Raw genomic sequence first — 19,350 nt, forward strand, 5'->3', positions numbered from 1 at the left:
TGGTCCGAATTGGGGATGCGGCCCAGAACCGCCTTCTCGGGCTCGGAGGTTCACACAAAAGCCGCGTAATGAAGCCTTTGGGGGGTCCTACGGGCCGGTAGGGGCGGTGGGAGAGCGTGCCGCACATCACTCTCCGCACCGCCCCGGCAGGACCGGACCGGGGGCCGCCACCGTGCGGGGTCGGCCCCCCGGCCCGGTCTTCCCGTCCGCGTCACCCGGCCGTCGCCGCCACTCCCTTGCCGCTGTCCGCGGAGGTGAGGGTCAGGCTGCGGTGGTCCAGCTCGTACGACACCTTGCCCGTGAGGGCCTCGGCCACCGCCTTCTCGAGCATCCCGGCGGTGCCCGCGCAAAACTTGCGGGTGCTGGACAGCGGGCCGACGGTGAGCGTCGACCCGGACGCCCTCGCCTCGGCGCGGAAGTCGTTGCAGCCGAGGTTGCCGCTCAGCGAGCCGTCCTCGGCGATGACGAAGTGAGCCCTGCCCTCGGTGCCCGGCGGCAGCGAGGCGGCCGTCTCCCCCTCGAGCAGGGAGGTGACGGTCCACTTGGTGCCCGCGAGCGGGGCGGCGGGCTGCGCGCTCATCGTGATGGAGTCGCCCTCGGCGGTGGCCAGGGTCAGGTTCTTCCCCGCCACCTTCGCCTTCAGCTCACCGGAGAAGGCCGTGCGCAGGGCCTCCTCGAAGCCCGCGACGCCCTGCGGGCAGCCCATCTCCGTCATCTGCCCGCGCCCGACGGTAATGGTGTCACCCTTGATCGTCACATCGGCGCCGAAGCTGTTGCAGCCGTAGTTGCCCTCGGCACGGCCCTTCGCCCCGTCCTTGCCCGCTTCCCCGGTCGTGAACTCGACATGGGCTCCGGTCGGGGCCGCGATCCTCTTGCCGTCGACGGTCACGTGCTGGACGGTCCAGTGCACGCCGGTGACGGGGGCCACGGGCCGCACGGCGCCGCCCGCGTCGTCCCCCGCACCCTGGCCCGAGCCCTTCTCGGAACCGCAGGCCGTCAGCGTGATCGCGGCCGTCAGCGCGGCCACCGCGGGAACGATCAGTTGAGTACGCATGTCGTTCAGACGGGACGGGCGGGGCTGAGGTTCCCCGGGAGCGGTCAGGCCGTCACGGGAAGCAGCGCCGACAGGTCGGAACGCTCGCCGCTCGCGCTCACCCTCGCCGCCTCCCGCGCCGCCGCCCAGTCCTCGCGTCCCGTGGCGAGCCGGACCCAGGTCAGCGGATCGGTCTCGACGACGTTCGGGGGCGTGCCGCGGGTGTGCCGGGGCCCCTCGACGCACTGCACCACGGCGTACGGCGGGATCCTCAGCTCCACCGAGCCGCCGGGGGCCTTCACGGCGAGCGCGTCGGCGAGCACCCGCACACAGGCGGCGAGCGCCTGGCGTTCGTACGGGAGGTCGAGGCCGGTGGCATCGGCCAGGTCGTCGGTGTGGACGACGAGTTCCACGGCGCGGGTGACGAGGTGGTCGGACAGGCGCATGGCACCGGCCCCGGTCCGGACGAGCCGCTCGCCGGAGACGCCCAGCAGCGCGGATTCGACCTCCCCCGCCGTCCACCCGTAGAGGGCCGGGAGATCCTCGGAGGCCGCCACCGCCGCGCCTGTGCCCCCGTCGACGGCGCCGGCACACTCGGCGGTCGAGAAGGGCCGGTCCAGGAGCGTCACATCGGCCTTCGCCGGCTCCGGGTGGTCGAGAGCCCTGGCGACGGCGCCGAACGTCAGCGCGATGTGCGCCGCCAGTTCGCGGACGGTCCAGTCCCCGAGCCGGGTCGGCAGCGCCAGCTGCCCGGCCGTCAGACCCCCCACGGCCTCGCGGACATGACCGAACTGCGCGAGGACGGCGGTGCGGATCCTGGCGGGGTCGTAGCTGCGGGCGCGCTTCCTGGCCGGTGGCATGGGGCCGAGACTAACCGGCCCCTCGGACACCGACCGTGCCGAGGCCGCTGCCTGGCGACCGGCCCGTGCCCGGCGGACGATGAAGGGGGGCCGTAACGGCGAGGAAGGAGTGTGGCGGACATGTCCGAACACCCGCACACCGCCCTGGTCCGCCGGGGCTACGAGGCGTTCGGCAGGGGTGACATGGAGACCCTTCGTTCCCTGCTGACGGCGGACTGCGTGCACCACGTCCCCGGCGGCAGCCGGATCTCGGGGCACTACAAGGGCCAGGACAACATCCTGGATCTGTACCAGGAACTCGGTGAGCTCACCGGCGGCACCCTGCGGGTCGAGCTCAGGGGCGCCTACCCCGACGGCCGCGGGCATGTGATGGCCGTCCACACGTACTACGCCGACCGTGGCGACCGCGGGATCGAGATGCCCGGCGGGCTCTGGTTCACGATCGTCGGCGGCAAGATCTCCGACATCGACGAGTGCGTTCAGGACATCGACGAGGCGGACGCGTTCTGGGGCGCCGACTGAGAGGCCGACGTCCACGGCTCGCGCGCACGCGGGCCCTGTCCCCAGGTGCACGGGACGCGGCCCGGCGAGTTCGGGCGGCGGGCGCCTGGCAGCGGACGGCGAACGCCGGACAGCAGACAGCTCACGGCGACGCTCACGCACGCGGGCGCAGCCGCACCGGACGCCCCGGGCCGCGAAGGTGTCGGCGAGGTCCGACCGGTGGTCGTCCAGCGGCTCCTCGGTGAGCGCCTCGACCCACCGCGACGCGATTCGTGCCCGCACACGACGGAGCCCCCGCCCGGACCATGCCCGGGTGGGGACTCCGTCGTGTCGGTGGCTCAGGCGAACAGCGCCGGCACGGTCTCCTCGTGCGCGGTGCGCAGCTCGCTCAGCGGGACGGTGAACTCGCCCTGCACCTCCAGCGCGTCCCCGTCGACCACGCCGATGCGGTCGGCCGGGAGCCCCCGCGCACCGCACATGTCGGTGAAGCGGAGCTCCTCGCTGCGCGGCACCGCGACGACGGCCCGGCCCGCGGACTCGGAGAAGAGGAACGTGAAGGCGTCGAGACCGTCCGGCACGACCAGCCGGGCGCCCCGCCCGCCGCGCAGGCAGGACTCGGTGACCGCCTGGATCAGACCGCCGTCGCTCAGGTCGTGCGCCGCGTCGATCATCCCGTCGCGGGAGCCCGAGATCAGGATCTCCGCGAGCAGCCGCTCCCGGTCCAGGTCGACCCTGGGCGGCAGACCGCCGAGGTGGTCGTGGACCACCTGGGACCAGGCCGACCCGCCGAACTCCTGGCGCGTGTCGCCCAGCAGGTAGAGCAGCTGGCCCTCCTCGGCGAACGCGATCGGTGTACGGCGCGTCACGTCGTCGATCACGCCGAGCACGGCCACGACCGGTGTCGGGTGGATCGCCGTCTCGCCCGTCTGGTTGTAGAGCGAGACGTTGCCGCCGGTCACCGGGGTGCCGAGCCGCTGGCAGCCGTCCGCCAGACCACGGGTGGCCTCGGCGAACTGCCACATGACGGCCGGGTCCTCGGGCGAACCGAAGTTCAGGCAGTCGGAGACGGCGAGCGGCCTGGCACCCGACGCGGCGACGTTGCGGTACGCCTCGGCCAGCGCGAGCTGCGCGCCCGTGTACGGGTCGAGCTTCGCGTAACGGCCGTTGCCGTCCGTGGCCACCGCCACACCGAGGTTGGTGTCCGGGTCGATACGGACCATGCCGGCGTCCTCGGGCTGGGCGAGCACGGTGTTGCCCTGGACGAAGCGGTCGTACTGGTCCGTGATCCAGGACTTGGCGGCCTGGTTCGGCGAAGCGACCAGCTTCAGGACCTGCTCGCGCAGCTCCTCGGACGAGGCCGGACGGGGCAGCTTGCCCGCGTCGTCCGCCTGGAGCGCGTCCTGCCACTCGGGACGGGCGTACGGGCGGTGGTAGGTCGGGCCCTCGTGCGCCACGGTGCCGGGCGGCACGTCGACGATCTGCTCGCCGTGCCAGAAGATCTCCAGCCGCTCGCCCTCCGTCACCTCACCGATGACGGTGGCGATGACGTCCCACTTCTCGCAGATCTCCATGAAGCGGTCGACGTGCCGTGGCTCGACGATCGCGCACATGCGCTCCTGCGACTCGCTCATGAGGATCTCCTCCGGCGAGAGGGTCGCGTCGCGCAGCGGCACGGTGTCGAGCTCGACGCGCATACCGCCGGAGCCCGCCGAGGCCAGCTCGGAGGTGGCACAGGAGAGACCGGCGCCACCGAGGTCCTGGATGCCGGCGACCAGCTTCTCCCGGAAGACCTCCAGGGTGCACTCGATGAGGAGCTTCTCCTGGAACGGGTCGCCGACCTGGACCGCGGGCCGCTTGGCGGGCTTCGTGTCGTCGAAGGTCTCGGAGGCGAGCACGGAGACGCCGCCGATGCCGTCCCCGCCGGTACGGGCGCCGTAAAGAATGACCTTGTTGCCCGCGCCGGACGCCTTGGCCAGGTGGATGTCCTCGTGCTTCATGACGCCCACGCACAGCGCGTTGACCAGCGGGTTGCCCTGGTAGCAGGAGTCGAAGACGACCTCGCCGCCGATGTTGGGCAGGCCCAGGCAGTTGCCGTAGCCGCCGACGCCCGCCACGACACCGGGCAGCACGCGCTTGGTGTCGGGGTGGTCCGCGGCACCGAAGCGCAGCGGGTCCATGACCGCGACGGGCCGCGCGCCCATCGCGAGGATGTCCCGGACGATGCCGCCGACGCCGGTGGCCGCACCCTGGTAGGGCTCGATGTAGCTGGGGTGGTTGTGCGACTCGACCTTGAAGGTGACCGCGTAGCCCTGGCCGACGTCGACGACGCCCGCGTTCTCGCCGATGCCGACGAGCAGCGCGTCGTTCTCGGGGGCCTTCTCGCCGAACTGCTTCAGATGGACCTTGCTGCTCTTGTACGAGCAGTGCTCGGACCACATGACGGAGTACATGGCGAGCTCGGCGCCGGTCGGTCGGCGGCCGAGGATCTCGCGAATGCGCGCGTACTCGTCCTCCTTGAGGCCGAGGTCCCTCCAGGGCTGCTCGGTCTCGGGGGTCTCGGTGGCGTGCTTGACGGTGTCGAGGGTCACGCTCGGTCGCTCCTTCGCGTGCGGATGGTGCTGCGGACGCCGACAGAGCGCTCGGTCGCTCCCTCGGCTGCTCCGGCGTCGACGGTCATGCGGCGACCAGCCTCTTGATGATCGAGGTGAAGAACCCGAGGCCGTCCGTGCCACCGGTACCGACGAGGGGCTCCACCGCGTGCTCGGGGTGGGGCATCAGCCCGACGACGTTGCCCTCGGCATTGGTGATGCCGGCGATGTCGCGCAGCGACCCGTTCGGGTTCAGGTCGAGGTAGCGGAAGGCGACCCGGCCCTCGGCCTCGAGTTCGTCGAGGACGCGCTCGTCGGCGACGTAGCGGCCGTCCATGTTCTTCAGCGGAACGGAGATCTCCTGGCCCTGCTCGTAGTCGGCGGTCCAGGCCGTCTCCGCGTTCTCCACCCGCAGCTTCTGGTCGCGGCAGATGAAGTGCAGGTGGTTGTTGCGGAGCATCGCACCCGGCAGCAGATGGGCCTCGGTGAGGATCTGGAAGCCGTTGCAGATACCGAGGACCGGCATCCCGGACTTCGCCTGGGCGATGATCGTTTCCATCACCGGCGAGAAGCGGGAGATGGCGCCGGCCCGGAGATAGTCGCCGTAGGAGAAGCCTCCCGCGAGGACGACCGCGTCGACCTGCTTGAGGTCCTTGTCGCGGTGCCACAGCGAAACGGGCTCGGCGCCCGCGAGGCGGACGGCGCGCAGTGCGTCCTGGTCGTCGAGTGTTCCAGGAAATGTGACGACACCGATACGAGCCGTCACGACTCCACCTTGACGACGAAGTCCTCGATGACGGTGTTCGCGAGGAACGTTTCCGCCATCTCATGGATACGGGCGAGGGCGGCCTCGTCGACCGGCCCGTCGACCTCGAGTTCGAAGCGCTTTCCCTGACGTACGTCCGCGATCCCCTCGAAGCCCAGGCGGGGCAGTGCGCGCTGCACCGCCTGGCCCTGCGGGTCGAGGATCTCCGGCTTGAGCATGACGTCGACTACGACGCGTGCCACTGGCACTCCCGGTGGTGTGGTGCTGAAGGCGGTTCCCTCAGCGTACCCGCCCGAAAAATCTACGCGCATAGATATACGGAGAACGCGAAGGGGAAATCCAGGGAAAAACCGATCCGGCCCATTGCGGAGGACACGCGGACGCAATTGACTGGGCTTCCCAATGCGACACCGGCCGCTGTACAAAGGAATACAGCGGAAAGCAGCATTGCCCCGCAGCAGCCGGAATACCGGATTCGCCCCGAGTCAGCACTGACCTGTACTGACCCGCACGGCGGACCACAGGAAAGGACCGATATCCGTGGCGCAGCGCGTAGTGGTGACGCTCTTCGACGACATCGACGGCGGAGCAGCGACGGAAACGGTTTCGTTCGGGCTGGACGGGAAGTCGTACGAGATCGACCTCAATCCCGCCAATGCAAAGAAACTGCGCACCGCCCTCGCTCCCTACATGGCGGCGGGGCGCAAGGCGGCCCGCCACTCCGGCCGGCCGCGCAAGGAGTACCGGCGGACCGACCTCGCCCCCGACCCGGCCGCCGTCCGCGCCTGGGCGCAGTCCAACAAGATGGACGTACCGGCGCGCGGCCGGATCCCCAAGCGCGTCTACGAGGCCTTCCGGGAGGCGAGCTGAACACCCGCCCGCACGGCGGAAGAAGACCCGCGGGCCCGGCTCCGGCGAGAACCCGAGTTGCACTGCACCCCCGCAGGTGGGCTAAAGTCTGGATCACGCCGAGGGGCGAGGCCGGAAGGCCGGACCTCACGGAGCGTGCGGGTGTAGTTCAGTAGTAGAACAGCCCTCTTCCAGAGGGAAGGCGCAGTGTGCAATTCCTGTCACCCGCTCCGCACCACGTACCGACCACCCCGGTGGATCGGGTACAGTGGTGGACGCACCGCCAGTGAGAGCTGAGCGGTAGCAATGCGGACGTGGCTCAGTTGGTAGAGCATCACCTTGCCAAGGTGAGGGTCGCGAGTTCGAATCTCGTCGTCCGCTCGGGAGCGAAGGCCCCGGTCATCTCGACCGGGGCCTTCGTCGTTCCCCCTGCTCCCGCCCAGCCGGTTCTGACATTTGTCATGTGTGCCGATGACAGCGCGCACTGCCGATCGCCGGCATCCGGCGGAACGCTGGATCCATGAACAGCGATGGGCACGTGATCGAGGCAGCGGGACTGCGCCGCGGTTATGACCGGGGGAGTCGGCATGGTGCTGATCCTGGTCGTGCACCTCAGCCTCACCTCGGCCTTCGTCGCCCGGCGCGAGGAACTGGTGCTCGAACGGCTGCGGACGGACGAGGCTTCAGACACGGAGATCCTGGCCGGGACGGCACTGCCCGCGGCCGCGCTCGCGCTTGCGCAGAGCGTCCTGGTGGTCGTCGCCGGGGTCGTGCTCCTCGGCGCGGACGGCCCTCGGCGGCCCGAACTCCTCGTGGCCTGAGCCCTGCTGGGCACCGTCGTGATGGCGGCCCTCGCCGCCGCGACCTCCACGGTCACCCGGACCGCGGAGAGCGCGCAGATCACCACGCTTCCGCTGTTCATGGTCTCGGCGGGCGGCTCCGGGCGTCTCATCCCGCTCGACGTGCTGCCGGATCGGTTCGCCCCGGTGTGCGAACTGCTGCCGATGACCGGCGTGATGCGCCTCGTGGAGGCCGGCGTGGGCGGCGGCGCGGACGCCGCTCGACTCACCGGTGCGGCGCTCAACGTGCTGGCCTGGACCGTGATCTCGGTGATTGCTGTGCGACGGTGGTTCCGCTGGGAGCCGAGGCGCTGAGGACCGGGAGGATCGGGGGTGTCCCGCATGCGGGTACGCGGCTGGAGCGGGCGCAGCGGGCTCGCCAAGGTGGACCTCTGCACGCGCGGCACCGTGTACCTCCTCGTCTGGGTGGCGCTGCTCGCGCTGACACTGCTCATGCTGACCCGGCCTGTGCGCCTCGGCGCACACCCCGCCGTGGCCGTCGGCGTCCCGCTGCTCGCGGTGGCGAACGGCGTGTTCTCCACTCTGCTGGCCCGGCACGCGATGGACGCCTATCTGGGGCAGGGCCCGGTCCCCCGGAGGCTGGTGGGCGGGTCCGCGTTCGTGGCCGCCCTGGCGACCGGCACGGCACTGTGGCTGGCCGCGACGGCCGGCATGGAGAAGAAAATGGGGCCGGGCGTGACGCAGGATCGCGTGCGGGTGCTGCCGGCCGACGACGAGCATCTGATCCGCGGCGCGCTCGCCGCGCTGCTCGCGCTCGAGGACGATCAGCTCGTCGTCGCGGAGGCCGCATCCGGAACGGAGGTGCCGGCGATGGCCCGCTCGCACCGGCCGACGTGGCCGTCCTGGATCTCCAGATGCCCGGCGGCGACGGTGTGAAGGTCGCCACATCGCTGATGGCCGAGCTGCCCGGCTGCCGGACGGTGATCGTGACCAGTCACGGCCGCCCCGGCCATCTCAAGCGAGCGCCGGCCGCCGGGGTGCGCGGTTTCGTTCCCAAGACGGTCAGCGCCCGGCGGCTCGCCGAGATCATCCGTACGGTGCACGAGGGAAACCGTTACGTCGACCCCGAGTTGGCCGCCGACGCCATCTCCGCCGGGGACTCCCCGCTCACCGCGCCCAAGGCGGAGGTGCTGGAACTCGCCGGGGAAGGGGCACCGGTCGCGGAGATCGCCGAGCGGGCCTCGCTCTCACCGGGCACGGTCCGCAACTACCTGTCGGCGGCGGCGGCGAAGCCGGGCGCGGAGAACCGGCACACCGCGGTGCGTCGCACGCGAGCGAGGTTGGGTATAGTGGGCTCCGCGCCACGGCGCATGCGGACGTAGCTCAGTTGGTAGAGCGCAACCTTGCCAAGGTTGAGGTCGCGAGTTCGAGCCTCGTCGTCCGCTCCAGTCGAGAAGCCCCCGGCCCGAGGCCGGGGGCTTCTTCGCGTCATGCCCAGACCGTGCCGGTCAGCAACTCGTACGCCTCCAGGTACCGGGCGCGGGTCGCCTCCACGACGTCCTGTGGAAGGGCCGGCGGGGGCTGCTCGCTCCTGCGGTCCCAGCCGGAGGCCGGCGAGGTCAGCCAGTCGCGCACGTACTGCTTGTCGTACGACGGCTGGGCGTGGCCCGGCCGCCACAGGTCGGCGGGCCAGAAGCGCGAGGAGTCCGGGGTCAGCACCTCGTCCGCGATGATCAGCCGCTCGCCGTCGAAGCCGAACTCGAACTTGGTGTCGGCGAGGATGATGCCGCGCTCACGGGCGATGTCCCGGGCGCGGGCGTAGACATCGAGCGTGGTCCGGCGCAGCAGCGCGGCCGTCTCCGCGCCGACCTGACGGGCGACCTCCTCGAACGACACGTTCTCGTCGTGGTCGCCGACGGCGGCCTTCGTGGCGGGGGTGAAGATCGGGGCGGGCAGCTCGGAACCGTCGACCAGCCCCTCGGGCAGGGCCAGCCCGCAGACCGTTCGACTCTCGTCGTACTCGGTGAGGCCGGAACCGGTGAGGTAGCCGCGGGCGACGCACTCGACCGGGACCATGTCGAGGGACTTGCAGACGAGGGTGCGGCCGGCCCAGTCGGCCGGGGCACCGGCCGGGAGGTCGGTGGAGATCACGTGGTTGGGGACGAGGTCGGCCAGACGGTCGAACCACCAGAGGGAGAGCCGGGTGAGCACCCGCCCCTTGTCCGGGATCTCGGTGGGCAGCACCCAGTCGTACGCGGAGATGCGGTCGCTCGCCACCATCACGAGGTCCCCGGCCTCGTTCTCGTAGAGATCGCGCACCTTGCCCGTGTGCAGGTGGGTGAGGCCCGGGACCTGAATCGGCTCGGGCTTTTCTACGAATCCGGACACGGTTCCTCCGCGTAGGTTGATCCAGGAGCGCTTCCGATTCTCTCGCACCCGGGGACCGCGGGGGTCGGAGGGTCCGCCCGTCCACTCCGTGGGGGCTCTCCCCTCGCCGGCGGCTCCGGGGGACTCGGCCCGGGGCCCGGCCGGGGGCTCAGTCGCGTTTGCAGATCCGGTCGAGCAGATTGGCGGTCGCGCGCTGGATCCGCTCGTCGACGTGGCCCGGCCGGTCCAGCGCCGGCGACCAGGCGAAGGTGCCGGAGGCGAAGACGATCGCGCCGGACGGGGCCCTGTAGAGCGAGGTCTCCTGGTGGCGGAGGGCGCCGTCGCCGTCGGTGTACGGGGAGTGGGCCAGCAGGATCCGGCCCTCGTGCTCGGGGAGCGGGGTCCGGGGGAAGTAGCGGTCGGCCTCCCCCGCGACCAGTCCGGGGATCTCGTCGCCGTCGCCGGCGCCGGTCGCCTCCCACAGCCAGTGGTCGGCGTTGCGCACCACCATCGGATGGGGTTCGGGCACCCGACCCGCGTACTGGATGCCGAGCAGCTGCTGCTCGGCGCGGTCGATCTCGCGCCAGAGGGCGGAGCGGCCGGGGCCTCGTCGCTTGCGGCAGGTCAGCAGCCGGTCGGCGACGCCGGAGGGGGAAGGGCCGAGCTCCACCTGCCAGTACAAGGTGTTGGCCGACAGGAACACGAGGGACGTGCCTTGCTCGCGGGCCAGCTCGGCGGTCCGGCGCATGGGCGCCGACCAGTACTCGTCGTGGCCGGGGAAGACCAGGCCGCGGTAGCGGGTCGGGTCGACGCGGCCCGCGTGCAGATCACGGGTGTCGGCGTACGCGAGGTCGTAGCCGTACCGCTCGGCCCACCGGATGAAGTCGTACGCATGCCCGACGTGCAGCGGGAGGCCCGCCCCCGCGTAGGGGCGGTCGAAGGAGACCGTGACCGCGGCGTCGTTCTCCCCCAGCAGTCGGCCCCGCTCGTCCCAGGCGTGGTAGAGGCTGGCGCCGGTCCGCCCGTCCTCCGGGTAGAGGTTGTACGCCTGCCACGTGATGTCGGGCATGAGCAGCAGCAGATCGGCGGGGCGGCTGTCGCGGACCGTGAAGGGGATGTGCGAGCGGTAGCCGTCCTCGGTGGTGAGGACGGCGACATGGGCGCCTACGGACCAGAACGACGGCACCTGCAGCCGCCAGGAGAGCCACCAGTGGTGGCAGGAGACCGTGCGGTCGGCGGCGAGCGGAGGCGGCTGGACGATCCCGGCGAGGCGGGGGCTGGTGATGATCTTGGAGGCGCCGTCACCGCCGTAGTGGCCGATGCGGTACACGTCGACCGAGAACCGCTGGGGCGGGTCGACCGTGATGTGGAAGTCGATCGCCTCGCCGGGGGCGACCGCGCCGTTGGACGCGAAGCCCTTGATCTGGCGGTGCACGTCGTCGGCGGTGCGCAGGCCGCGTGAGCGCCCGCCACGGCCCGCCGCCGCGTCCGGGTCCGCGTACCAGGGCACGACCTGGCCGGTGTCGTCGAGGTAGTACTCGCTGCCGCGCAGCCAGGGCAGCGGGCCCTGGCCGAACGGATCCGTGACGGCGTGGGCGAGGGCACCCGACTCCCAGCGCCGGATCGGCTCCGCCCCACGGATGTCCTCCGCCCCCATCGTGCGCCCCTCCCTCGTCCCCTGAGACCGGTCCTGGCGCGCTGACCGTCAGCGCCGGTCCCAGCACATCACATAACGCACGCACTCCGTCACCGTTCGTCGTGAATTGACGTGAACGGAACGCAACATTCCGGCCTGGGGTGGCGGAAACCGACCGGGCCCCTCACACCAGACGGACCGGCTTCTCGGCCCGGACGCCCGCCTTAGCCAGCCAGGAACGCAGCGGCTCCGGGTCCCCGTCCTCGACCAGACTGAGCACCCGGGTACCCAGGTCCGGCCGGCGCTCACCGTTGATGAGCAGGGCCGGTCCGTCCAGCCAGTCCATGCCCGGGGCGGCGCCGGCGGTGTCCACGGCCGCGCAGCACACCATGGCCGTCACATGGTCGGCGAGCAGTTCCCGTGCGGTGCGCGGCGGCTGGAGGGGCACGAGGGGCAGCGGGTCGTTGCCCCAGGGGTCCGGGGCGTCGCCCGTGCGGTCCGCGGCCCTCGGCGGTGCGGCCGAACGCTCGCGCGCGGCCTCCTCACGGGCCACGTCGGCGCTGATCCCGGCGGCGAGCACGGCGCCGGGCCCGTCGGTGCCCGGTGCCCCTGGCACGGGCGGGACCTGGGCCGGATCGTCGGCCGGCGGCTCGGACGCCGCCCCGGAGCAGTCGGCGAGGTGCTCCATGACGCGGGCCAGCGTGGGGCCCGCGGGAACACCGGCGGACGGCCGCACGCCCATCGCGTCGAGGACCCGATGCAGCCGGGCGGCCTCCGTGCGCCACTTCCGGTCGACGACCTCCTCCGGATACTGCTGCCAGTCCACCGGCGACCAGTCCGGTCCGATCTCGGCGGGCCCGCCGTGGAACAGCCGGGCGGCCAGCAACGACGCGGCCTCGTCCACCGCCCCCGGCTCCTCCAGCAGATCGCAGGCTGGGCGCTCCCCGAGCCGCGAGGCGAAGCCCTCCGCCAGTCGGTCGCGGCGGGACAGCTCGGTGAGCGCCGAGACGACTCCCGCGTCGAGGCGGCTCGGCCACCGGCCCATCCGCCACGCGGGCAGCGCCACCCGGGTCAGCAGCCGGTCCCAACCCGCGTACGCGAGGCCGACCTGCTCCTGCGCCACGATCCTCAGCCCGTAGTCCACGGCCTGTGCACGCTCGGAGGCGGCCGCGGCGACTCCGCGCTCCATCTCCGCGGCATGGCCGCGGCAGCCGCGCAGCAGGACCCGGGCGACCCGGCCCACGGCCCCGCAGCCGAGCCTTCGCACCGGCCCGAGCCCGGGACGGGCCGCGAGCCCGGCCGCGGCGTCCAGGCCGCGCAGGAAGCGGCGGGCAGCGGCTATGTCGGGGTGCGCCGAGGGGCCCGTGCCGGCGACGACCGGCGCGAGCACGGCGCGCAGCTCGGCGACCCGCATCCACCACAGGAACGGGGAGCCGATGACCAGGACGGGTGCGTCGTCCCGGGGCGTGACCCGGGACGGGCGGCGCGGGCCGTGCGCCCGGTGCGTACGGTCCTCCAGCCAGCTGTCGCAGTCCGGTGTGAGGGCTATGGCCGACGGCGCGGGCACGTCCATCCGTTCGGCCAGCTCCTCCACCAGCCGGTACAGATCGGGGGCGGCGGTCGGGGCCAGCGGCACCGTCGGGCTGACGGCGGGCCTGGCCCGGGCTATGACGGCGGCGACCACGGCGGCGGCCAGCAGCACGAGGACGGCGACGGAGCCGACCACCCAGCGCGCGAGGTCCCAGTGACCACCGCCGATCCGGCCGGTGACCCCGCCGACGAGCAGCACGACGGCGACGGCGGCGGGCAGCAGCACCAGGGCCAGCGCCCTGCTGCGCACCCGCAGCACGGCGAGGGCACGGGAACGCGCGGTCAACGCGCCCGCCTCCTCACCGACGACGGTTCCGGACACGGCCGGACTCACCCCCTCTGCCCTGCGGCGGTGTTGCTCACTCCCCCACTGTGGCACCCGTCACGGACATCGCAATGTCGGTGGGCCAAGTGCCGGAACGCTTGCGCCGCACCCTAGTTGGGCCTTTCCCGGCCGTCATCCGGATGGGGCAGCGGTCACTCGATGGAATGCCTTTGGGCAAAGCTGCTGACATCGTGACCGGAGCCTTGCAGGCCCCCGGACCTCGTCGAACGGGCCGGCCTCGGCGGTGCCCGGGCCCGGGCACCGCCCCCTGGGGGACGGCCGCGCGGCGGTCGGACGAGCAGACGGGAAGGGGCGGTGGGCCGGACGGGTCCGAACCCGCCACGAGCGGGCCGGCGTGACCAGCTCCCGGGCCTCTGCGGAGGAGCGGGGGAGCCGCTCGCCGAAGGGGTTGCCGCGGCAGAAACCGATTCCACCCCGCCCGTCCGTGCGGTGGAGCCCGGTGGGCGGGGCCGCGCGCCGCGGGATGGACGCGGCAGGCCCGCGGAGGGCCGGGCCGGCGCACGGCCGGATGCAACCCGACGCGCCTCAGGGGCGGGACGCCGCCTTCTCGGCGATGTCCCTTCGGTGGTGCGAACCGTCCAGGTGGATGCGTTCCACCGCGGCGTACGCGCGCTCACGGGCCTCGGCCAGGTCCCCGCCGGTCGCGGTCACCGACAGCACCCGGCCGCCCGCGCTGACGATCGCGTCGCCCTCCCGCCTGGTCCCGGCGTGCAGGACGTACGCCTGCGGAGCGTCGTGCACCGCGACCTCGTCGAGCCCGCCGATCGGGTCGCCGGTGCGGGGCGTGGCCGGGTAGTTGTGCGAGGCGATGACGACGGTCACGGCGGCGTCGCCGCGCCAGGTCAGCGGCGCCTCGTCGGCGAGGGTGCCGCGGGCCGCGTGCAGGAGGACGCCCGCGAGCGGGGTCTTGAGCCTGGCGAGCACCACCTGGGTCTCGGGGTCGCCGAAGCGGGCGTTGAACTCGATCACGCGCACTCCGCGGCTGGTGATCGCGAGCCCCGCGTACAGCAGGCCGGCGAACGGTGTGCCACGGCGTCGGAGCTCGTCCACGGTGGGCTGGAGCACGGTCTCCAGGACCTCGTCTACCAGCTTCGGATCGGCCCACGGAAGGGGCGAGTACGCGCCCATGCCGCCGGTGTTCGGCCCCTCGTCACCGTCCAGCGCGCGCTTGAAGTCCTGCGCCGGCTGGAGCGGGAGCACCGTCTCGCCGTCGGTGATGGCGAAGAGCGACACCTCGGGTCCGTCCAGGTACTCCTCGATGACCACGCGGCCGCAGGCCAGCGCGTGCTCCCGGGCCTGCTCCAGATCGGCGGTCACGACCACGCCCTTGCCCGCGGCGAGCCCGTCGTCCTTGACGACGTACGGCGCGCCGAAGGCGTCGAGGGCCTCGTCGACCTCCTCCGGGGTGGTGCAGACGTAGCTGCGCGCCGTGGGGACGTTCGCGGCGGCCATCACTTCCTTGGCGAAGGCCTTGGAACCCTCGAGCCGGGCCGCCTCGCGGGAGGGGCCGAAGCAGGGGATGCCCGCGGCCCGAACGGCGTCGGCGACACCGGCGACGAGCGGCGCCTCGGGCCCGACGACGACCAGATCGGCCTCGAGCCTGCCGGCGAGTGCGGCGACGGCGTCGCCGTCGAGGGCGTCCACCGTGTGCAGCTCGGCGACGTCCGCGATTCCGGCGTTGCCGGGCGCGCAGTGCAGAGCGGAGACGTCGGGGTCGAGGGAGAGAGCGCGGCACAGGGCGTGTTCGCGGGCGCCGCCGCCGATGACGAGGACCTTCACGGCAGCCAGGGTAGCCCGCTCGCCACCGGCGACCTTGTGCGGGCCACCGAAACGGCCTCGCCTACTCGTTCGTGTATTCCTCCACAACGGTGGCTCCGAGCTCCCGCACGATCAGGTCGTGACCTGACAGGGCTGAGTCCACGAGATCCGGATCGTCCTCTTCCGGGATGTCGTCCTCGAGCGCGACGGGCTGCTGCGGCGGCGTTGCCTGCGGAGCCGCGGCCCCTGCCGACTCCGCAGCGGACGGGCCCTGCTGCGGGGCAGGACCGCCTCCCCCGCCCGGTGGCCGTGAGGAAGGCGCCGCCGGCTGCTGGGACGGCCGCGGTGCCTGCGAAGGCCGAGGTGCGGGCGCCGCGGAGGCGGGCGGGGACTGGACGGGCCGGCCGCCGTGTCCCCCGTAGCCGCCGGACGATCCACCCGGACCGGGCGGGGGCTGCCCCGCCCCGCCCGACGGGTCGATGATGGCCTCGATCTTCCACTGGACGTTGAACTGCTCGGCGAGCGCCTGCCGCAGCACGTCCTCACTGCCGCTGCTCGCGAAGTTGTCGCGCGCTCCTGCGTTGATGAAACCGAGCTGGAGCGTGGTGCCGTCGAAGCCGGCCACCTGGGCGTTCTGGCTGAGAAGGATCCAGGTGAAGCGGCGGCGGTTCTTCACCACCTCCAGGATGTCCGGCCACATGTTGCGCACCTGGGCGGCCCCCTGGGCCGCGGCGGGCGCGACCGGTTGCGGCGGGGCGGGGGCGGCAGGCGCCGGGGTGGGGGTCGCGGGGGGTGCCGGAGGGCGGGCGCCGTGGCCTGGCGCGGCGGCCGAGGGCCAGGCGCCCGGACGTGTGGCGGCCCCACCACCGCCGGGTGCAGCGGCACCCGGCCACGCGCCGGGGCGCGGTGCGGTGGACTCCTCGGCGGGTGCCGGCGCCGGGTCCGTCCGGGATTGCGGAACCGCGGCCCCGGCGGGCTCCGCCTCGACGGGCTGCCGGGGGGCCTGGTCGGGCCCGGGCTGCGGGGCTTCGGGCCGGACGGGCTGCCGGGCCGGCTCGGGCTGCGGCGGGGCCGCTTGCGACTGGGCCTGGTCGGATGCCGCTCCCCCGCCCCGTGCCGCCGCACGCGCGGCGGCGGGACCACCACCCGGAACCATCGGCGCGTGCGCCTCCGGGCCCGGTACGTAGCCCATCGCCGGCCCGGATCCCTGCGCCGTGTACGCGATGGCACCGCGCTCCAGCCGGTCGAGCCTGGCCTGCAGGGACCGCTCGTCGTCGAAGGCCGCGGGCAGCAGCACCCGGGCGCAGATCAGTTCCAGCTGCAGCCGGGGCGAGGTGGCGCCCCGCATCTCCGTCAGCCCGGTGTTGACCAGGTCGGCGGCCCGGCTGAGCTCGGCGGACCCGAACACCCGGGCCTGCGCCTGCATCCGCTCGACCACGTCCGCCGGCCCGTCGATGAGCCCCTTCTCGGCCGCGTCCGGCACAGCGGCGAGGATCACCAGGTCCCGCAGCCGCTCCAGCAGATCCGCGACGAAACGGCGCGGGTCGTTGCCGCCCTCGATCACCCGGTCCACGATCTCGAACGCCGCGGCGCCGTCGCCCGACGCGAAGGCGTCCACGACCGAGTCCAGCAGCGATCCGTCGGTGTACCCCAGGAGGGCCGTCGCCATGGCGTACGTCACACCGTCGTCCGTGGCGCCGGCCAGCAGCTGGTCCATGACCGACATCGAGTCGCGCACCGAACCCGCCCCGGCCCGTACGACCAGGGGGAGGACCCCGTCCTCGACGGGGATCCGCTCCCTGCCGCACACCTCGCCCAGGTACTCCCTGAGGGTCCCGGGCGGAACGAGGCGGAACGGATAGTGGTGGGTGCGCGACCGGATCGTCCCGATGACCTTCTCGGGCTCGGTCGTCGCGAAGATGAACTTGAGGTGCTCCGGCGGTTCCTCGACCACCTTCAGCAGGGCGTTGAAGCCCGCCGAGGTGACCATGTGGGCCTCGTCGATGATGTAGATCTTGTACCGGCTGGACGCGGGCCCGAAGAACGCCTTCTCCCGCAACTCGCGGGCGTCGTCCACACCACCGTGCGACGCGGCGTCGATCTCGATGACGTCGATCGATCCGGGCCCGTTGCGCGCGAGGTCCCGGCAGGACAGGCACTCACCGCAGGGGGTGGGAGTGGGGCCCTGCTCACAGTTCAGACACCGCGCGAGGATGCGGGCACTGGTCGTCTTTCCGCATCCGCGCGGCCCGCTGAACAGGTACGCGTGATTGACCCGGTTGTTCCGCAGCGCCTGCTGCAGCGGGTCGGTGACATGCTCCTGCCCGATGACCTCGGCGAAGGACTCGGGTCGGTAGCGGCGGTACAGCGCAAGGGACGACACGCATACGAGGTTATCGGGGCGCACCGACAATCACGGCGGCCGCCGTGGGCCGGGCCTCCGGGCCAGCGGGCCCGGACGATCCCAGACCGCACCCCCGGACCCGTATTCGGACGTCGAGCCAGGGTCCGGCTGCCGGGAACGGGCCGCCGAGCCGGGAACGGGTTGTCGAGCCGGGAACGGGTGTCGAGCCCGACCGCGACCGCCGCGGAACGCAAGGGCCCCCCACGCACCCGCCAGAGCCGACCTACCCTTGCTGCCTTCCGGCCCTGGGGGAGTTCAGTCAGATAGCGCCACGTGAGGGGCTGCGCACAGACTACCCGATGGTGGGGGCGGGGAACGAGTTCGCGAGCACTCCTCCGCGTCATGTAATGTTTCCGGCGGAGGATTCGCCTAGAGGCCTAGGGCGCACGCTTGGAAAGCGTGTTGGGGGCAACCCCTCACGAGTTCGAATCTCGTATCCTCCGCCAGTGCCTCACCGGGCACGATGTCGAAGGGCCCCACCGTTCGCGGTGGGGCCCTTCGACGTTGTCCGTCTCAGTTTCCGTCTCAGTTGGTCTTCGGCAGCTCCCAGAGCGCATCGCCGACTTGCTGGGCGACCTTCCGCAGCATCGTTCCGGTGACGTGCATGTACCGAGCGCGCGTACGTGCCGCTCCCCCGGGTTCCCAGCCCATGATCGCGTCGACCACGACGTCCGGGACGCCGAGGATCAGAAGGACGGTCGCGGCGGTGTGGCGAGCGTCATGGAGGCGGCCGTCTCGAACGCCCGCTTCCCGGAGCAGTCGCTTCCAGACGTGGAAGTCGGTGTTCGGGTTTCACCGAGCCGGCGGTGTTGCTGGCGCTCGGGGCCCTCGGGATCGTGCTGACCCTGGTAGGGATCGGCCTGGGGATCGCGGGGTACGTCACCGGGCGGCGCGCCCGGCGGCCGCGCACGGCTGTGCCGCCATGGCCCGTGGCCTGAGCCGGTGAGACGCCTTCTCCCGGGCGAGGAGGGACTCAGCCGGCGTCGCGGGTCCTGGCCGGCAGCTCCGGATCCGGTGCGGCGTCGTCGCCGTACTCGTCGTGCCAGTTCCACCACTCGTACGGCGGGGTCCGGGGATAGCCCTCGGGCGAGTCCTCCCACGTCTCCTGCCGCCCGAGAGCGGTCATGTCGAGGTAGCTCCAGGTGCTCCCCAGCGCCTCGTCGCCGCGGTTGTTGATGAAGTAGGTGCGGAACACACTGTCGCCGTCGCGGATGAAGGCGTTGGTGCCGTGCCACTCGTCCACCCCGAAGTCGGCGTCGAAGTCGCCGGCGATGGTGTACCAGGGCATCGCCCAGCCCATCCGGTCCTTCACTCGCTCGATGTCCGGCTGCGGCGCACGCGACACGAAGGTCAGCGTCGTATCGCGAGCGTTCAGATGAGCGAGGTTCCCGACGTGGTCGGCCACCATGGAGCAGCCGCGGCAGGCGTGGGAGGGCCAGCCGAAGACACCGGGCTCGAAGAAGGCCCGGTACACGACCAGCTGCCGGCGGCCCTCGAACAGGTCCGGCAGACCCACCTTGCCCTCGGGACCCTCGAATGCGTAGTCCTTCTCCACCGCCAGCCACGGCATCCGGCGCCGCTTGGCGGCCAGTTCGTCACGAGCGCGGGTCAGCCGCTTCTCCTCGACGAGCAACTCCTGCCGCGCGGACTCCCACTCCTCCGGGGAGACGACCGGGGGCTTCTCCATGGCGACGTCCACCTTCCAGTTGTGTCAGAGCTCGCGCGGGGGTGGGCACCGGGGTGCGGGCGGATGCCGCGACCTGCCGCCGCGCCCTCCTCCAGGGTCGGTCGCCGGCGCCGAGGGCGCACGCCGATGCACATGACACGAACATGTGAACGACATGGAGGTGGC

General features: G+C 72.4%; 13 protein-coding genes, 4 tRNA genes, 1 other RNA gene and 3 pseudogenes. 8 read left to right on the forward strand and 13 right to left on the reverse strand.

Annotated elements, in window-relative coordinates:
* Window positions 1-211 precede the first annotated feature (211 nt).
* Window positions 212-1,054, reverse strand: a complete 843-nt coding sequence (locus AB0J10_RS15830) for an META domain-containing protein (RefSeq protein WP_363061857.1) — start codon at window positions 1,052-1,054, stop codon at window positions 212-214.
* 44 nt (window positions 1,055-1,098) lie between these two features.
* A complete protein-coding gene (locus AB0J10_RS15835; protein WP_363061859.1) occupies window positions 1,099-1,893 on the reverse strand; it encodes a sterol carrier family protein in 795 nt (264 codons plus the stop codon).
* 120 nt (window positions 1,894-2,013) lie between these two features.
* On the opposite strand from AB0J10_RS15835, the gene AB0J10_RS15840 reads away from it, so the two are divergent.
* Window positions 2,014-2,415, forward strand: a complete 402-nt coding sequence (locus tag AB0J10_RS15840) for a nuclear transport factor 2 family protein (protein ID WP_363061861.1) — start codon at window positions 2,014-2,016, stop codon at window positions 2,413-2,415.
* A 317-nt stretch (window positions 2,416-2,732) separates the two neighbouring features.
* Here the strand turns inward: AB0J10_RS15840 and purL are convergent, their stop codons facing one another.
* From purL to purS, 3 genes are all read right to left on the reverse strand, one after another.
* A complete protein-coding gene (gene purL / locus AB0J10_RS15845) occupies window positions 2,733-4,982 on the reverse strand; it encodes a phosphoribosylformylglycinamidine synthase subunit PurL (RefSeq protein WP_363061863.1) in 2,250 nt (749 codons plus the stop codon).
* A gap of 85 nt (window positions 4,983-5,067) precedes the next feature.
* Complete coding sequence (purQ, locus tag AB0J10_RS15850) at window positions 5,068-5,748, reverse strand: phosphoribosylformylglycinamidine synthase subunit PurQ (RefSeq protein WP_363061865.1); 681 nt, start codon at window positions 5,746-5,748, stop codon at window positions 5,068-5,070.
* A complete protein-coding gene (gene purS, locus AB0J10_RS15855; RefSeq protein ID WP_017946142.1) occupies window positions 5,745-5,990 on the reverse strand; it encodes a phosphoribosylformylglycinamidine synthase subunit PurS in 246 nt (81 codons plus the stop codon). The genes purQ and purS overlap by 4 nt, the downstream gene beginning before the upstream one ends.
* Window positions 5,991-6,288: 298 nt before the next feature.
* On the opposite strand from purS, the gene AB0J10_RS15860 reads away from it, so the two are divergent.
* The 6 genes and pseudogenes from AB0J10_RS15860 to AB0J10_RS15885 all read left to right on the forward strand — a co-directional run bounded on the left by AB0J10_RS15860 (window position 6,289) and on the right by AB0J10_RS15885 (window position 8,845).
* Window positions 6,289-6,618: an Lsr2 family protein gene (locus AB0J10_RS15860; RefSeq protein ID WP_363061867.1), complete on the forward strand. Its 330-nt coding sequence runs from the start codon at window positions 6,289-6,291 to the stop codon at window positions 6,616-6,618.
* 137 nt (window positions 6,619-6,755) lie between these two features.
* Window positions 6,756-6,827, forward strand: a tRNA-Gly gene (locus AB0J10_RS15865).
* Window positions 6,828-6,905: 78 nt separating this feature from the next.
* Window positions 6,906-6,978, forward strand: a tRNA-Gly gene (locus tag AB0J10_RS15870).
* A 182-nt stretch (window positions 6,979-7,160) separates the two neighbouring features.
* Window positions 7,161-7,751: pseudogene (locus AB0J10_RS15875) on the forward strand (ABC transporter permease); the annotation flags it as partial.
* Window positions 7,752-8,120: 369 nt separating this feature from the next.
* Window positions 8,121-8,747: pseudogene (locus AB0J10_RS15880) on the forward strand (response regulator transcription factor).
* A gap of 22 nt (window positions 8,748-8,769) precedes the next feature.
* A tRNA-Gly gene (locus tag AB0J10_RS15885) sits at window positions 8,770-8,845 on the forward strand.
* 40 nt (window positions 8,846-8,885) lie between these two features.
* On the opposite strand, the gene AB0J10_RS15890 is transcribed toward AB0J10_RS15885, so the two are convergent.
* From AB0J10_RS15890 to ffs, 6 genes are all read right to left on the reverse strand, one after another.
* Complete coding sequence (locus AB0J10_RS15890; protein ID WP_363061869.1) at window positions 8,886-9,785, reverse strand: phosphoribosylaminoimidazolesuccinocarboxamide synthase; 900 nt, start codon at window positions 9,783-9,785, stop codon at window positions 8,886-8,888.
* Between the two features lie 148 nt (window positions 9,786-9,933).
* A complete protein-coding gene (locus AB0J10_RS15895) occupies window positions 9,934-11,421 on the reverse strand; it encodes a N,N-dimethylformamidase beta subunit family domain-containing protein (protein WP_363061871.1) in 1,488 nt (495 codons plus the stop codon).
* A gap of 163 nt (window positions 11,422-11,584) precedes the next feature.
* Entirely contained in the window at window positions 11,585-13,312 is a 1,728-nt protein-coding gene (locus tag AB0J10_RS15900; protein WP_363061873.1) for a hypothetical protein, read from the reverse strand.
* A gap of 549 nt (window positions 13,313-13,861) precedes the next feature.
* On the reverse strand, window positions 13,862-15,115 hold the full coding sequence (gene purD / locus AB0J10_RS15905) for a phosphoribosylamine--glycine ligase (protein WP_363061875.1): 1,254 nt from the start codon (window positions 15,113-15,115) through the stop codon (window positions 13,862-13,864).
* A gap of 61 nt (window positions 15,116-15,176) precedes the next feature.
* Window positions 15,177-17,477 carry a DNA polymerase III subunit gamma and tau gene (locus tag AB0J10_RS15910; RefSeq protein WP_363061877.1) on the reverse strand — a complete coding sequence of 767 codons (2,301 nt, stop codon included), beginning with the start codon at window positions 17,475-17,477 and terminating at the stop codon, window positions 15,177-15,179.
* Window positions 17,478-17,687: 210 nt separating this feature from the next.
* Window positions 17,688-17,784, reverse strand: an RNA gene (ffs, locus tag AB0J10_RS15915) — signal recognition particle sRNA small type.
* A 72-nt stretch (window positions 17,785-17,856) separates the two neighbouring features.
* On the opposite strand from ffs, the gene AB0J10_RS15920 reads away from it, so the two are divergent.
* Window positions 17,857-17,944, forward strand: a tRNA-Ser gene (locus AB0J10_RS15920).
* Window positions 17,945-18,023: 79 nt separating this feature from the next.
* Here the strand turns inward: AB0J10_RS15920 and AB0J10_RS15925 are convergent.
* Window positions 18,024-18,290 (reverse strand): annotated as a pseudogene (locus tag AB0J10_RS15925) (tyrosine-type recombinase/integrase); the annotation flags it as partial.
* 181 nt (window positions 18,291-18,471) lie between these two features.
* Complete coding sequence (locus tag AB0J10_RS15930; protein WP_363061879.1) at window positions 18,472-19,185, reverse strand: DUF899 domain-containing protein; 714 nt, start codon at window positions 19,183-19,185, stop codon at window positions 18,472-18,474.
* Window positions 19,186-19,350 lie beyond the last annotated feature (165 nt).

The organism is Streptomyces sp. NPDC049887 (assembly GCF_040656535.1).
Lineage (GTDB): Bacteria > Actinomycetota > Actinomycetes > Streptomycetales > Streptomycetaceae > Streptomyces.

What these genes read in the sequence shown, in the direction of transcription:
- AB0J10_RS15895 (WP_363061871.1), bottom strand. Translation starts at nt 11,421, where the DNA reads ATGGGGGCGGAGGACATCCGTGGGGCGGAGCCGATCCGGCGCTGGGAG.
- AB0J10_RS15835 (WP_363061859.1), bottom strand. Translation starts at nt 1,893, where the DNA reads ATGCCACCGGCCAGGAAGCGCGCCCGCAGCTACGACCCCGCCAGGATC.
- AB0J10_RS15830 (WP_363061857.1), bottom strand. Translation starts at nt 1,054, where the DNA reads ATGCGTACTCAACTGATCGTTCCCGCGGTGGCCGCGCTGACGGCCGCG.
- AB0J10_RS15930 (WP_363061879.1), bottom strand. Translation starts at nt 19,185, where the DNA reads ATGGAGAAGCCCCCGGTCGTCTCCCCGGAGGAGTGGGAGTCCGCGCGG.
- AB0J10_RS15840 (WP_363061861.1), top strand. Translation starts at nt 2,014, where the DNA reads ATGTCCGAACACCCGCACACCGCCCTGGTCCGCCGGGGCTACGAGGCG.